The sequence below is a fragment of the Stenotrophomonas maltophilia genome, assembly GCF_047497515.2.
GTDB lineage: Bacteria > Pseudomonadota > Gammaproteobacteria > Xanthomonadales > Xanthomonadaceae > Stenotrophomonas.
In genome coordinates this window covers 1-14082 of the sequence record NZ_JAXAXL020000008.1, presented here as the reverse complement: position 1 = coordinate 14082, position 14082 = coordinate 1, and the positions used below count along the sequence as shown (strand labels likewise).

At 68.8% G+C, this 14082-nt stretch carries 11 protein-coding genes; 2 read left to right on the top strand and 9 right to left on the bottom strand.

Annotation, left to right across the window (positions count from 1 at the left end):
- Window positions 1-121: 121 nt before the first annotated feature.
- On the top strand, window positions 122-601 hold the full coding sequence (locus ACMZPQ_RS12460) for a hypothetical protein (RefSeq protein WP_197582685.1): 480 nt from the start codon (window positions 122-124) through the stop codon (window positions 599-601).
- A gap of 41 nt (window positions 602-642) precedes the next feature.
- Window positions 643-1317, top strand: a complete 675-nt coding sequence (locus ACMZPQ_RS12455; protein ID WP_197582684.1) for a hypothetical protein — start codon at window positions 643-645, stop codon at window positions 1315-1317.
- Window positions 1318-1417: 100 nt separating this feature from the next.
- On the opposite strand, the gene ACMZPQ_RS12450 is transcribed toward ACMZPQ_RS12455, so the two are convergent.
- Genes ACMZPQ_RS12450 through ACMZPQ_RS12410 form a run of 9 tightly spaced genes read right to left on the bottom strand, consistent with a single transcriptional unit; the run spans window position 1418 to window position 13776 of the window.
- Window positions 1418-3223, bottom strand: coding sequence for a hypothetical protein (locus tag ACMZPQ_RS12450; RefSeq protein WP_197582683.1), 1806 nt, complete (start codon window positions 3221-3223; stop codon window positions 1418-1420).
- Window positions 3220-5400: a hypothetical protein gene (locus ACMZPQ_RS12445; protein ID WP_197582682.1), complete on the bottom strand. Its 2181-nt coding sequence runs from the start codon at window positions 5398-5400 to the stop codon at window positions 3220-3222. Before ACMZPQ_RS12445 ends, ACMZPQ_RS12450 begins: the two co-directional genes overlap by 4 nt.
- Window positions 5397-6518, bottom strand: a complete 1122-nt coding sequence (locus ACMZPQ_RS12440) for a BatA domain-containing protein (protein ID WP_197582681.1) — start codon at window positions 6516-6518, stop codon at window positions 5397-5399. The genes ACMZPQ_RS12445 and ACMZPQ_RS12440 overlap by 4 nt, the downstream gene beginning before the upstream one ends.
- On the bottom strand, window positions 6515-7411 hold the full coding sequence (locus tag ACMZPQ_RS12435) for a DUF58 domain-containing protein (RefSeq protein WP_197582680.1): 897 nt from the start codon (window positions 7409-7411) through the stop codon (window positions 6515-6517). Before ACMZPQ_RS12435 ends, ACMZPQ_RS12440 begins: the two co-directional genes overlap by 4 nt.
- A gap of 7 nt (window positions 7412-7418) precedes the next feature.
- Complete coding sequence (locus ACMZPQ_RS12430) at window positions 7419-8402, bottom strand: AAA family ATPase (RefSeq protein ID WP_197582679.1); 984 nt, start codon at window positions 8400-8402, stop codon at window positions 7419-7421.
- A gap of 13 nt (window positions 8403-8415) precedes the next feature.
- A complete protein-coding gene (locus ACMZPQ_RS12425; protein WP_005421001.1) occupies window positions 8416-9123 on the bottom strand; it encodes a DUF4159 domain-containing protein in 708 nt (235 codons plus the stop codon).
- A complete protein-coding gene (locus ACMZPQ_RS12420; protein WP_197582678.1) occupies window positions 9123-10457 on the bottom strand; it encodes a TldD/PmbA family protein in 1335 nt (444 codons plus the stop codon). Before ACMZPQ_RS12420 ends, ACMZPQ_RS12425 begins: the two co-directional genes overlap by 1 nt.
- A 21-nt stretch (window positions 10458-10478) precedes the next feature.
- Window positions 10479-12113, bottom strand: coding sequence for a TldD/PmbA family protein (locus tag ACMZPQ_RS12415; protein ID WP_197582677.1), 1635 nt, complete (start codon window positions 12111-12113; stop codon window positions 10479-10481).
- 31 nt (window positions 12114-12144) lie between these two features.
- On the bottom strand, window positions 12145-13776 hold the full coding sequence (locus tag ACMZPQ_RS12410) for a TldD/PmbA family protein (RefSeq protein ID WP_197582676.1): 1632 nt from the start codon (window positions 13774-13776) through the stop codon (window positions 12145-12147).
- Window positions 13777-14082: the final 306 nt, after the last annotated feature.

Below are 14082 nucleotides of genomic sequence, written 5' to 3'. Positions count from 1 at the left end.
AACTCGGTGCCGTGGCCGCGCAACGGTGAGGCGTGACACACGCTGAATGTCCCCGCCGATGCCAACGAAATCTGAAGCCCACATCCGTATCCTTGTTCACCGGACCCAACCAACACGGTGGATGGCGGTGGCAGGACGTGGATCGCAGGGAGCACTGCTGGCGGGCCTGTTGCTGGCCGGCTTGGCGCGTGCGCAGGCACAGCAGGCCGTGCCGGTGCCCGATCCCGTGCCCGCCGCCCCGGCGCCGCCGCAGGGCAACGTCACCACGCTCGGCGAAGTGCGCGCGCTCAAGCCCGAAGACGATCAGCCGCTGGACCTGTACCGCTTCAAGAACCCGGTGAAGTTCGGCGACAACCGCTTCAGCCGCGACTGGAGCGAGCCGCCGTCGCCGGAGCAGGTCAGCATGGGTGGTGGCTACATCATGATGGGCGTGGTCAAGGGCGTGATGGCGGCCGCCAAGGGCGTCAACAAGCTGACCGGCGGACCTTCGCAGATCCAGGCGGCGGTCGCGCGCCCGCCGCCGGAGCTCAGTGCCGAGCAGCAGCAGCGTGCGCTGCAGTTCTCCCAGCAGCAGGATGCCGGCGCGCCACCGGTGAAATAGCGGCGGTATATCCTTCGGCCTTTTCCATGGGGATCGTTGCCATGTTCCTGCGTTCGTTCGTCCTGCTGGCCGCCGTGCTGCCAATCCCTGCCTTCGCTGCCGGCATCGCCGCCGACGGTGCCTGCCGCAACGGCGCATTCCCCGCCGAACAGAGCTCGTTCGCACTGGCGCGGGTGGTGGATACGCAGCGGCTGTACCTGCTCGGCGACATGGACGGCTGTCCGGCCAAGGGCGAGCCGGCATGCCGGCAGCGCAGCTACGTGGTCAACGGCGATACGGTGGTGACCGGTCGCGATCTGGGGCGCTACCGCTGCGCGTTCTTCCCGAACAAGGTGGGTGGCAGCGCCGGCTGGGTCGACCGCAGCAAGCTGCAGCCGTTGCCGGTGGCCGCGCCAACGCTGCAGGACTGGGCGGGCGACTGGAAGGATGGCGACAACGGCCTGCGCATCACTGTGCGTGGCGGGCAGCTGCTTGTGGACGGCGACGCCTACTGGCCCTCTGCCAACCCCACGCCGGAGCAGCGCCCGTATGGCCCGAACCTGGGTCAGGTGGAAGCGCGTGCGACGCCGCACGGCGCCGACGTCGAGTTCGTCGAGGATACGTGCCGGGTGCGTGTGCATTCGCTGGGCGATGTGCTGATCGTGGCCGACAACAGCGAGTGCGGTGGCATGAACGTGCGCTTCAATGGCGTGTACCGGCGCGCGGGCAAGCGTTGACCTCCGCGGAAAGGCGCCAACCAAGGTTGGCATCCACCAGGGATACCGGTCGGTAGATCCACGCCATGCGTGGATACTGTCTGCGATCCAATCGGTGGGTTCAGCGCCGCCGTTCCAGCCACCACAGCAGCGATGCGCAGAGCACGAACGCCAGCCACCAGGGCCAGCGCGAGCCCGGCACGGGTGTCATCACCGACGTGTTTGCCGGCGTGCGGGTGGCCAGTGCACGTGTGGTCGCGTCGATCATTGCCTGCCGATGCAGTGCAGGCGCGTCCTTCGGGTCGAATGCATAGCGCCAGACGGTCGTGTCACCGTGCTGCAGGCGCTGCCAGCCTGCTTCACGCGGCCACCAGCCGGCGCAGCGCAGGGCCGACGTCGCGCCATCGACGATCAGCGGCGTGCCTTCAGCGCGTGCGTCGAACGCCTGCAGTGGCGCCTGCACGCCGCACAGCACCTGCCGTTCGCCCGCCCAGCTGATCGGCTGCGGCGACCACAGCGCATCACTGCTGCCCCGTGCCCGCGCCAATGTGGCAACCACGCTGCTCCACAGTTCGCCGTGGCGGTCATCGCGGCCGGCCAGCACCCAGCGCCAGCTGTCGGTCACGGGCAGCAGGCCGATGCGGCCCTTGCCGGCTGCGCGCCAGCCACCGATGGCGTTGCCACCCTGGTCCTGCAGCAGGGCTGTGCTGCCCGGGGCCTGCAGCGCCAGTGCCTCCAGTGTGGGCAGGGCCGCGCTGTGCGAGCTGCGGTCGGCCTCTTCGCCGTAGCCGGTCGGCAGCGTACCCGCAGCGAGCGGGCCACGCCGCGCGGCGAGAATCGCGCCTTCGCCGTCGCCGCGCAGTTCGAGGACGTGGCTGCTGCCATCGCCCTGCACCGGCAAGCCCAGATCGTGCAGGCGTTGCCGTGCGCTGGCCGAGGGGGCACCCGCACTGCGTACCAGCAGGCCCAGTCCCTCACGCAGCGCCTGGCGCACGGCAGCCAGCTGGCCTGTACTCAATGCCGCCAGGCTGCGCTCGTCCAGCAGCAGCAGATCGCTGCGCGCCAGCGACGCGGCATCCAGCGGCACGGCGCCGTCGCCGACGCTCAGGCCGGCGCCGGTATCGGCCTGCACCTGCGTGCGGATGCCGGCATCGGCCGCCCAGCGGCGCAGGTACTTCAGTTCGGGTCCCGGCGCGCTGGCACGCACCAGCAGGCGCAGCGGTGCCGCCGGCAGGGTCTGCTGCGGTACCGGCGCGCTGTCCACCACATGACCCTGGGCATCCAGCAGGCGTAGCTGGAACACGCTGCGGCCTTCGGCACGGGCAACGCCGCTGAGCTGCACGTGGCCATCGCCGGCAACGTCCGCGCGGTCGACCACGCTGTCGGCAGGGTCGAGCAGTTCCGCCTTGGCGTGCGCCACGCCGTTTGCCTGGGCGTGTACCTCGAAACGCGCACCTGGCGCGACGTCGGCCGGTGGCTGCAATGCGACCCAGCCACGCGGCGCGGGGACCTGCTGCCAGCGCACGCTGCCGGGCAGCACCGCATCGCGATCACGCGCGCTCAGGCCGGCGCCGACCAGGGTGAGGGTGGAGACCGGGTGCTGGCGCAGCGCCGTGGCCAGATCGGGTACGCGTACACCACCGGCCACGCTGGGCGCTTCAGGCAACAGCAGCAGGGTGTCGCTGGCGGGGAGCGCGCCGGCCCTGTCGGCTTCGCTGGCGAGCACCACCAGGCCCCCCGCGGGGCGTTGCTGCGTGGGCGGCAGCAGGCAGAAATACAGCAGCACGGCTGCCACTGCCTGCACTCCGGCCACGGCGAGCTGGCGACCGCGCGGTGACGATGCGCGGCGCAACCGGCGCGCGCTGGCGACCACGACGACCAGCGCCAGCGCGATGCAGACCCACAGGTTCAATGCAGGGGCATTCATGGCTGAGCCTCCAGCGCATCTAGATAGCGCTGGCCCATTGCATCGGCCGCGCTGCGCCGCATCGCCTGCGGCAGCGGCCGTTGCAACGCACGCCACAGCTGCGCGCGCAGGCGCTGACGGCAGTCGCGGCAACCGGGTTCGATGCGCAGCTGCTCGATGGCGGCAGCCAGATCGAGTGCGTCGGGCAGGTAGGCGGCATTGCGCTGCTGCCAGCTGGCGAGTGCGTCGAGGTCGGGCACGGTGCTGCCATCGCCGAGACGCTGCCAGGCTTCGACAATCGCCGGGTCCGGTGGCGTGCGTGCGGCCAGCGGCAGTTCACGGCTGGCCAGGCCGGCACGATCGCCGCCCAGCCGGCGGCCTTCATCGATCGGCGGCAGCTCCGGTCCGACCCGCGCCAGATAGATGCGCTCGGCCTGCTGCACCTGCTTGATGAAGCCCAGGGCCTTGTAGGCGAACGGCAGCGCCTGCTCCGGGCGGCCTTGGCGCAGCTCGCCTTCGGCCGACCACATCTGGTCCAGCGCGGCTTTCAGCGTGGCACGGGTCTGCGGGTCGAGCAGGGTGGCCGCCTCGGCGTGGTCGTGGGTGTGCCCGTACTCGGAAAGCACATCGGTGGCGCTGCCGAATACCGGCGGCGTATCGGCGCTGGCGCCGTTGCCGCCGTGGTCATGGCCATGAGCGTGGTCGTGGTCGTGGTCGTGGTCGGCACCGGCCTGTGCGCCGTGATCGTGATCATCATCGTGGTCGCCTGCGGCCGGTGCATCGCTGGTGGGCAGGTCGCTGGTCGGCGGCGGCTTCGGTGCGCCTTCGCTTTCTTCACCCAGGAACTGGCCATAGCGCAGGCGCAGGATGCGCTGGTCCACACCGATCGCATCGCTGCGCTTGACGAAGTCGTCCGCAGCCAGGCCGCGGCGCTGCCGGATCAGCGCTTCGGCATCGATGATGATCTGCCGCTGGCTGCGGAAATAGGCCGGCAGGGTCTTCTTGATGCGGCCTTCCAGTTCGGCACCGAGTGCGACTTCGGCGCTGGGCAGGCGCAGGATCACGCTGCTGCTGCGACCGGTCTGCGGCGCCGGTGCATGGTTGTCGCGCACTTCCAGCTGGGCGATCACATCGTTGCCGGCTTGCGCGCCCAGCGCGGCCAGGTCGAGCGTATGCGCGAAACGGCGTGCCGTTGGTTCGCCGCTGCCGGCGAGGCTGACGCTGCGCTTGACGAAGGTGATGTTCTCGCCACTGCCCTGCGTGGTGGTGATCGACAACGTCGCCTGCGCGGCGACGCCGTAGTCGTCACTGGCCTCGAAGCGCAGCGACCACTGGCGTTGCCCGGGCGTGCCCAGCACCAGGCTGGCAGCCGGTTCCAGCACGCGCACACTGGGTGCACGGTCGGCGACCACATCCAGCCGATGCAGGCGGGCTTCAGACAGTGCGGGCTCGCTCACCACGCGGTACAGCGCCGGCGTGCGTGCCACATCCTGCGCCTGCCACTGGCCATCGTGTTCGCTCAGCGGCAACCGGCGGCCGTCGTGGAACTGCAGCCATGCCTTGTCCGGTGCGCGGTCGAAGCGCAGCGACCAGGACAGCCGGCTGTCGGCGGCGACCTTGGCGTCCAGTGCGTTCTGGGTGAGCGTGGCCTGGCCGGTATAGGCCGGCGCGTCGATGCGCAGGCGGGTGGACTGCAGGTGCAGGGGGCCCGCGGCAGCCGTGCTGCCAGGTGCCGTCGTACGGGCAGGCGCGGAGCCGGGGCTGGAACGTGGCCAGCCGACTGCCAGTGCAACGATGGCCAGGCCTGCGACCCAGCTCAGGGTCAACGCCCTGTGCGGCCAGCGCGGGCGCAGGTCCGGTGTCGTGCGCTCCAGCGTGGCCAGCACATGCGCACGCTGGCGCTGCTGCAGCGGATTGAGCGTGGCGGCATCGGCGAACAGCAGGTCGGCACTGTCCTCGCTGGCACCGCTGCCATCGAGCTGGCGCTGCAGCCATTGCCGGTCCAGCTGGCGGGCACGTGCCGTGGCGAAGGCCGCGCAGGTGAGCAGACTGACCGTGCCAACCACGCAGGCGACATCGAAACCCGCCAGGCGCAGCGCCAGTACCGTTGCGGCCAGCGCCCACGGCAGGCCCAGCAGCAGGGTGATGAGCGCACGGCGGCGGCGCGCGCGTTGCCAGGCGTGCTGCAGGGTGTTCATGCGGCCACCCTGCGTCGGGCACTGCTGGCCATCCAGCGTTCCAGCGCGAACAGCAGCACGATGGCCAGCAACAGCCAAGGCGTCGGCTCACGCGGCGGTGGTGTTACAACAGGCAATGCGGCCCGGTGCGGCGCCTGGTCACGTGCATCGCCCAGACGCGGAGCCGTGGGCGGCTGCAGCACCAGCAGCAGGGCACGCGGCAACTGCGGATCGCGCAGCGCAACGTTGCTGGCGGCATTCCAGTCGCCGGGCAACGACAGCAGTTGGCCTTGGCCGATGCGTTGCTGCCAGAGCAGCGGTACGCCCTCGGCGTCGCGCAACAGGATTCGGGCGCTGGCAGCAGGCTTGCCGGCACGCATGACAAGACCGCCGTCGCGCAGCCACGCCTGCCAGTTCGCCGGCAGTGCATCGTTGCGGCTCCACACGCCAATCTCGCCGCGTTCGGGCACAGCATCCTCCGCCAGGGGCGACGGCAGTGCCTGCACGCCCCACGCGCGCTGCAGTGCGTTCAACCAGTGCTGGGCAGTGGCGGATGCCTCGCCGTGCACGCGTAGTCGAGGCAGTGCCACTGCCGTCTGCGGCGATGTGACCGGCATCGGCTGCGTGTGCCATTGCACGTCGCGGGACAGCTGCAGGCGGGCGCCATCCAGGCCAGGCAAGGGATCGGGAACGTGCACGGTCAACGCGGTGCCCGCGGGCAGCTGTGCGTCCAGTTCACGCAACAGGCTGGGCAGCGATGCGCTGGATACCGGAGGCGCGTGATCGATGGCGGGGAAGCCAGGCGCCAGCCAGTGCCAGTTGCCCTCTTCGGCGGTGCCGCGCAGTGCGGTCGCGTCCAACCCCGGTGCCACTACCGTCCACGCCGTGGGGAGCGGGGCAGGGCCGATCAACGCCGGCCGCGCCAGCAACAGCGCCAGCGCGGCCAGCAACAGCAGGCGCACCAGCAGCAACGGCCAGTCATCGAAGCGGATGCGCTGGCGTGGCCGGATCTGCGCGCGCAACCAGCGCAGCGCGGCGAAATCCAGCGGTGTATACGGATGGCGCCGGGCAAGATGGATCAGCAGCGGCAACAGCCACGCCGCCAGCGCGGCCAGGCCCAGCGGGAACAGCAGGTTCATGCGCCGCTCCCACGGCCGAACAGCGCCTGCAGGGGTTGGTCCAGCGGCGTGTCGAGCCAGCCGGTCGCATGGGCAATGCCGCCGGCCTGCAGCCGCGCCTGCAAGGCGCCGCGTGCAGCGGCGAAGCGCTGCAGGTAGTCGGCACGGATCGCCGCACCGTCACCCAGCAGTTCTTCCCCGCTCTCGGGATCGCGGAAACGATGGCCGGCATCGAACGGGAAATCACGCTCGTCGGCACTCAGGATCTGCAGCAGCCCCGCCTCGCGGCGGGCGCTGGCCAGTTGTTCCAGCAGGACGATGCCCGCCTCGTCGAAACCATCGCCGACCGCCAGCAGCAGATCGCCCGGGCGTACGCGTTCCCACACGGGGCGCAGGCGCTCGGCGGCGGGCCAGCTGCCGCGTGCCTGCAGGGCTTGCAGCTGCAGATGTACCCGGTCGCGCTGGCGTGCACCGCTGGCGGCGGGCACCCGTTGAAGCCCGTCGCCGTTGACGGCCAACAGGCCGAAACGGTCACCCTGTTGCAGGGCCAGTTCGACCAGGCATGCGGCAACGCCGCGCATATGGTCCAGGCGCGTACGCTGCGGCGCTGCGCGATCGGCCTGGCTGGCCGAGGCGGTGGCATCGAGCAGCACCCACAGCGTGATCGGGCTCTCGCGTTCCGATTCACGAACGAAGAAGCGGTCCGAACGCGCGTACAGCTTCCAATCGATCTGGCGCAGTTCGTCACCCGGCTCGTAGGCACGGTACTGGGCGAATTCCAGCCCGGCACCGCGGCTGCGGCTGGCATGCTGGCCGATGCCGCTGGCACCACTGGCCAGGCGTGGCCGCAAGCGCAGCATGCGCAGGCGCGCACGCAGTTCTGGTGGCAACGTCAGCGGTGTACCTGCGTTCACGCCTGGATCAACCCGGGAACGGCACGGCCTGCAGCAGGGCGGCGACCACGTCGTCGGCGCGCTTCTGCTCGGCCTCGGCGGCGAACGACAGCAGCAGTCGGTGGCGCATCACCGGTGCGGCCAGCGCCTGCACATCCTCGCGGGTGGCAGCGAAGCGGCCCTGCAGCAGGGCGCGTGCTTTCGCCGCCAGCACCAGTGACTGCCCGGCGCGCGGGCCGGCGCCCCATTTCACCCACTGGTTGATCGCCGCCGGTGCGCCTTCGCCGGGGCGGCTGGCGCGTACCAGGCGGGTGATCCAAGCCAGCACATCGGGGCTGACATGCACCTGGCGCACGGCGGCCTGCAAGGCGATCACCGCCTCGGCATCCATCACCTTCGGCACCGCATCAGTGGCGCCGCCGGTGGTCTGTTCCAGGATCTGTCGTTCCTCGTCCTCGCTGGGGTAATCGACCAGCACGTGCAGCAGGAAGCGGTCCAGCTGCGCTTCCGGCAGCGGATAGGTGCCGGCCTGCTCGATCGGGTTCTGCGTGGCCAGCACGAAGAACGGCGCCGGCAATGCGTAGGTGGTGCCGGCGTAGCTGACCGTGCGTTCCTGCATCGCCTCCAGCAGCGCGGCCTGGGTCTTGGGCGGGGTGCGGTTGAGTTCGTCGGCCAGCAGCAGGTGGGTGAAGATCGGGCCCTGCTGGAAGCGGAAATGGCGATGGCCGGTGCCGTGGTCTTCCTCCAGCAGCTCGGTGCCAAGGATGTCGCTGGGCATCAGGTCGGGGGTGAACTGCACGCGCCGGAACTGCAGCTCCAGTGCCTGCCCGAGCGAGCGCACCAGCAGGGTCTTGCCGAGCCCGGGCGCGCCTTCCAGCAGGCAGTGGCCGCCGGCCAGCAGGCCGATCAACAACTGCTCGACCACCGTGTGCTGGCCGACCACGGCACGGGCCAGGGCGCTGCGCAGCTCATCCAGGCGCGGCAACAGGGAATCGAGATCGGGGGAGGTCATGGCTGCAGTCCGGTCAATTGTTCAATGCGTACATCACGATGTTGACGCCGAAGCGGGTGTTGTCTTCGGCCAGGAAACGCTTGTTGCGCCAGTCGTAGTCCCACTCGCAGCCGTAGTCCTTGTTGCTGTAGAGCAGGCCCAGGCGGCCATCGACCTCGATGCCCTTCAGGTAATCGTGCACCAGGTCGTCGCCCCAGCCATTGAGCTCGAAGCTGGTGGCGGGCGGGCCGTCCGGGAAACGGAAGAAGCTGCGGTACAGCGCGTGGCTGTTGGGCAGCTTCTGCAACGCCTTCGGGCCGAACAGTCGGCCCATCTGGGCTTCGAACGAGGTGGCGAACAGGCCGTCGATGTCGTGGTTGCAGTCGTCGACGAACACGAAGCCGCCATTGCGCACGTAGCGCACGAAGTTCTGCCGCTCGGCCGCGTTGAACTCGACCAGCGTGTGCCCGGCCAGGTAGCAGAACGGCGCTTCCAGCATGCGCGGGTCGGCCAGTGCCACCACGTGTTCCTGCGGGTCCACGCGCAGCGAGGTGTAGTCGATCAGCGAGGTGATCAGGTTGGATGGCATGCGCGCATCCACGTCCCAGTCACCGGAGTCGTACTGCAGGCGGGTGAACCAGAAGTCGTAGCGTGAACTGCGCGGGCCTGCCTGCGCCCAGGCTGGCAGCGCCGCCGCCGAAGCGGCAGCGGCCAACCAGCGCAGGCAGGCCCGGCGATCCATCAGACAGCGTCGGACAGCGAGGTGAATGTGAAATCGCGCAGCTTCATCGGCGGGATCATCATCACGTAGCTGGATTCATCACCGGCCACGCGCACCGGCTTGCCCAGCTCTTCGATGTTGTTGAGCATGATCACCGGCGACTCGTTGAAGCGGAAGTTCTTCACCGGGTGCTTGATCTGGCCGTTCTCGATGTAGAAGGTGCCGTCGCGGGTCAGGCCGGTCAGCAGCACGGTCTGCGGATCGACCATGCGGATGTACCAGGTACGGGTGACCAGGATGCCCTTCTGGGTACCACGCACCAGCTCGGCGGTGCTCTTGTCGCCACCACTCATCAGCAGGTTGCCCGGCGACGCCTTGGCGGTCTTGCCCTGCTTCTGTGCCCAGAAGCGCGAGTAGTTCAGGTTGGCGATCTTGCCGTTCTCGATGATCGCCATGCGCTCGCGCGGCATGCCTTCACCGTCCCACGGCAGTACCGGCGCCTCCGGATGCCACGGGTCGGCGATCATGGTCACGCGCGGGTCGTAGACCTGTTCGCCCAGCTTGTTGCCGCCGCCCTTCTTCGACAGGAAACTGCGGCCTTCGTCGGCCGAGCGCGCGTTGAAGAAATTCATCATGAAGCTGATCAGGCCCGCCGCCGCTGCCGGTTCCAGGATCACCGTGTACTTGCCCGGCTCCAGCGCCTTGGCTTCGGCCGATTCGGTGGCCTTGCGCATGGCGATGCGGATGTCCTGGTCGGCCTTGAAGTCCGCCGCGTCCTTCAGGTTGCGGCCGACCCAGCCCGAACCGCGGCCATCTTCGGTGCGCACCGTGCAGGTGTAGTCGAAGTTGGTGGTGCGCTGGTAGGCGAAGTTGCCGTTGCTGTTGGCGGTGGCCTGGAAGCCCTGGCCGTCCTCGAGGAAACCGGCGGCGATCAGGCCGTGGCCGCGGCACGGTGCGATCGAATCGGCGGCGACCTTGGCACGGAACGCCGGATCGATCGCCGCGGTCGACTCGCTGAAGGTCGGGCTGGCGCGGTAGGTCTGCTTGCCGATGGCCGGCATGAACTCCGGGTTTTCCGGGGCCAGGCGGGCCAGGTCCTCGGCACGACGCACCACGCGCTCCAACGCGGCATCGTCGAACTCGTTGATCGAGGCGGTGCCGACGCGCTTGCCGAAGGCGACGGTGACCGCCAGCTCGGTGTTGTCGACGATGCCACTGGTGGAAACGTTGTTGAGCGCGAAACGGATGTTGCCGTCGATCGCACCGGCCAGCACGGCGGTGCATTCATCGGCCTTGGACAGGGCAATGACCTTGTCGAGGATGGCCTTGGCCTGGGCTTCGGTGAAGATACTCATGGTGTAAGGGCTCCTGACCGGTCAGCCGAGGCTGCGGGCGGTGTTGATGACATTGATGCCGTTGAAGCGCGCGGTCGACGAACCGTGCGAGACCGCCGAGACCTGGCCCGGCTGGCCCTTGCCGTCGAAGAACGAACCGCCCAGGCGGTAATCGCGCTCATCGGCCACGGCGGTGCAGGCGTTCCAGAACTCCGGCGTGCGGATCTGGTAGGCCACGTCTTCCAGCATGCGGGTGATCTGGCCGTTCTTGATCTCGTAGAACAGCTGGCCGCCGAACTGCGCGTTGTAGCGCTGCTGGTCGATCGAGAACGAGCCGTCGCCGATGATGTAGATGCCGTTCTCCACGTCCTTGATCAGGTCCGGCACGCTCAGCGGCTTCTTGCCCGGTGCCATCGACACGTTGGCCATGCGCTGGAACTGCACGCTGGACCACGAGTCGGCATAGCAGCAGCCGTCGGACTCGGTCTTGCCGAGGATGTGGGCCTGGTCGCGGATGGTCTGGTAGTCGACCAGCTTGCCGCTGCTGATCAGGTCCCAGCGCTTGCACTTCACGCCTTCGTCGTCGTACGCCACCGCGCCGAGGCTGCCCGGCTGGGTCTTGTCGGCGAAGATGTTGACCAGCTCGCTCCCGTACTGGAAATGCTGCTCGCGCTTGTCCAGCGTGGCGAAGCTGGTGCCGGCGTAATTGGCTTCGTAGCCGAGCACGCGGTCCAGTTCCAGCGGGTGGCCGATCGACTCGTGGATGGTCAGCCAGGTGTGCGAGGGATCGAGCACCAGGTCGTACTTGCCCGGCTTCACCGACGGTGCCTTCAGCTTCTCCTGCGCCTGCCTGGCGGCGGCGATGGCGTCTTCCTTCATGTCGTAGGAAGAACTGTAGTTGACCACGCCGTTCGGGCTGACCACCTTGCCGGCGGCGGCACCGTCGAGGTACTCGTAGCCCAGGCCCATCGGCGAGGACAGGCCCGAGCGGGTACGGAACTTGCCGCTGGTCTTGTCGATGGCGGTGACCGTCATCGGTGCCCAGATGCGGTGCACGTCCTGGTCGATGTAGGAGCCGTCGGTGGAGGCGAAGTACTTCTGCTCGTTGACCAGGAACAGCATCGAGTTGACGAAGCTGGCGCCGGCGCCCATCGCCGCGGCGTTGACATCCAGCAGCAGGCCGACCTTGTCCTTGATCGGCACGTCCATCGCGTTCTTGCGGATCGGCGTGCGCCAGCTCACCTCGCCGACGCCCGGCGCCTTGGCCAGCTGCACCGGCGCTGTCTGCACGCCGGCATTGGCCTTGGCGATCGCTGCCGCCTGCTGCGCGGCCCTGGCCACGTCGGCGGTACCCAGCGCGTTGGTGGCGGCGAAGCCCCAGGCACCGTTGACGATCACGCGGATGCCCACGCCGGTGGACTCGGTGTTCACCACGTTCTGCACCTTGTCTTCGCGGGTGATCACGAACTGCCGCAGGTAGCGGCCGATGCGAACGTCGCAGTAGGTGGCACCGGCGCTGCGTGCCGCCTGCAGCGCGGCGTCGGCCAAGCGCTTCTTCAGCGCCGGGTCGAGGCTGGACTGCAGCTGTTCGGCGGCGATCACCTTGCCGAAGAAGGAGGGCACGATCAGCCCGCCCGCGGTAAGCCCGGTCAGGGCCAGGAAGTCACGTCTTTGCAAGGCTGCTCTCCATGTCGAAGGATGGGGTGGCTCAAGCGCCGAGACTGCGCGCGGTGTTGATGATGTTGATGCCGTTGAAGCGGGTGGTGGCCGAGCCGTGCGAAACCGCCGAGACCTGGCCAGGCTGGCCCTTGCCGTCGAAGAACGAACCGCCCAGGCGGAAGTCGCGCTCATCGCAGATGGCGGTGCACGCATTCCAGAATTCCGGGGTGCGGATCTGGTAGGCGGCATCCTCGACCATGCCGGTGATCTTCCCGTCCTTGATCTGGTAGTACAGCTGGCCACCGAACTGCGCGTTGTAGCGCTGCTGGTCGATCGAGTACGAACCGCGGCCGTGGATCCAGATGCCGTTCTCCACGTCCTTGATCATCTCTTCGACGCTCAGCGGCTGCTTGCCCGGCGCCAGCGAGACATTGGCCATGCGCTGGAACTGCACGCTGGACCAGGAATCGGCGTAGCTGCAGCCATGCGATGCGTCGCGGCCAAGGATATGAGCTTCATCGCGGGTGGCCTGGTAATCGACCAGGACGCCGTCGCGCACCAGGTCCCAGCGCTGGGTCTTGACGCCTTCGTCGTCGTAGCCGACCGCACCGAGGCTGCCCGGCTGGGTCTTGTCGGCGAAGAAGGTGACGATGTCGCTGCCCCAGCGGAAGCCGGCATCGCGCTTGTCCAGCGTGGCGAAGCTGGTGCCGGCGTAGTTGGCCTCGTAGCCGAGCACGCGGTCCAGTTCCAGCGGGTGGCCGACGTTCTCGTGGATGGTCAGGAACAGGTTGGACGGGTCCAGCACCAGGTCGTACTTGCCGGGCTTGACCGATGGCGCCTTCAGCTTCTCGCGCGCGTGGCGGGCCGCGGCGATGGCGTCCTCGACCGGGTCGTAGGAATCGCGGTAGGCGGTGATGCCGCCGGGCAGCTGCACCTTGCCGCGCGCATCGCCATCAAGGAACTCGTAGCCCATGCCCATCGGCGAGGACAGCCCGGCGCGGGTGCGGAACTTGCCGCTGGCCTTGTCGATGGCGGTGGCGGTGAACGGCAGCCAGATGCGATGGATGTCCTGGTCGATGAACGAGCCATCGCTGGAGGCGAAGTACTTCTGCTCGTTGACCAGGAACAGCGTGGAATTGATGAAGTCGGCGCCCGCGTTCAGCGCGGCGGCGTTGAGCGCCAGCAGCAGCTCGACCTTGTCCTGGATCGGCACCGCCATCGCATTGCGGCGCACCGGGGTCTGCCAGCGCACCTCGCCGACCGACGGGGTCGGCGCCAGCTGCACCGGGCGGGTCTGGATGCTGGCGTTGGCGCGGGCAATGGCCGCGGCCTGCTCGACCGCAGCGCGCACGGCGGCCTCGGTCTGCTGGTGGGTTGCAGCGAACCCCCAGGCGCCGTTGACGATCACGCGTACGCCCACGCCGGACGACTCGCGATTGGTCACATTGCCGACCTGGTGCTCGCGGGTGATGACCGACTGGTTGAGGTAGCGCCCGATGCGGACGTCGCAGTAGCTGGCCTTGGCCGTGCGTGCAGTGGCCAGGGCGACCTCGGCCAGACGCCGGCGCTGGGCGGTATCGACCGGTGCCAGCAGCTGCTCGGCGGCGATGGCACGGGAATGCGGCAGCAGCAGGCCGGCCAGGCCCATAGCGGAAACAGCCAGGAACTCACGTCGTTGCACAGCGCTTCTCTCTCTCGCTTGCGTGCGGCCGGCAACGGGCCGAGCCGATCACATCAACCCCTCGACTTTCGCCAGCGCCGCGGTTCCGGGCAAGTGACTGCAGTCATGGTTGGGGAGGGTTTCGGCAGGGCTTGCAGCCCTGCACCTGCCGAATCAACGTCAACGTCAAAAGCGGGCGTTCCGAGGGGTGGCGGGGCGGTGTCGGAGTGCGGGGACGCCGCAAGTACGTCCCTGTAGGCTTGGCAGCGGCATCCATGCGGCTGACACCCCGCACTCCGACACCGCCCCGCCACCCCTCGGAACGCC

Coding starts and splice junctions, on each gene's coding strand:
- ACMZPQ_RS12425 (WP_005421001.1), bottom strand. CDS start 9,123: ATGGATCGCCGGGCCTGCCTGCGCTGGTTGGCCGCTGCCGCTTCGGCG.
- ACMZPQ_RS12450 (WP_197582683.1), bottom strand. CDS start 3,223: ATGAATGCCCCTGCATTGAACCTGTGGGTCTGCATCGCGCTGGCGCTG.
- ACMZPQ_RS12445 (WP_197582682.1), bottom strand. CDS start 5,400: ATGAACACCCTGCAGCACGCCTGGCAACGCGCGCGCCGCCGCCGTGCG.
- ACMZPQ_RS12440 (WP_197582681.1), bottom strand. CDS start 6,518: ATGAACCTGCTGTTCCCGCTGGGCCTGGCCGCGCTGGCGGCGTGGCTG.
- ACMZPQ_RS12455 (WP_197582684.1), top strand. CDS start 643: ATGTTCCTGCGTTCGTTCGTCCTGCTGGCCGCCGTGCTGCCAATCCCT.
- ACMZPQ_RS12460 (WP_197582685.1), top strand. CDS start 122: ATGGCGGTGGCAGGACGTGGATCGCAGGGAGCACTGCTGGCGGGCCTG.
- ACMZPQ_RS12430 (WP_197582679.1), bottom strand. CDS start 8,402: ATGACCTCCCCCGATCTCGATTCCCTGTTGCCGCGCCTGGATGAGCTG.
- ACMZPQ_RS12420 (WP_197582678.1), bottom strand. CDS start 10,457: ATGAGTATCTTCACCGAAGCCCAGGCCAAGGCCATCCTCGACAAGGTC.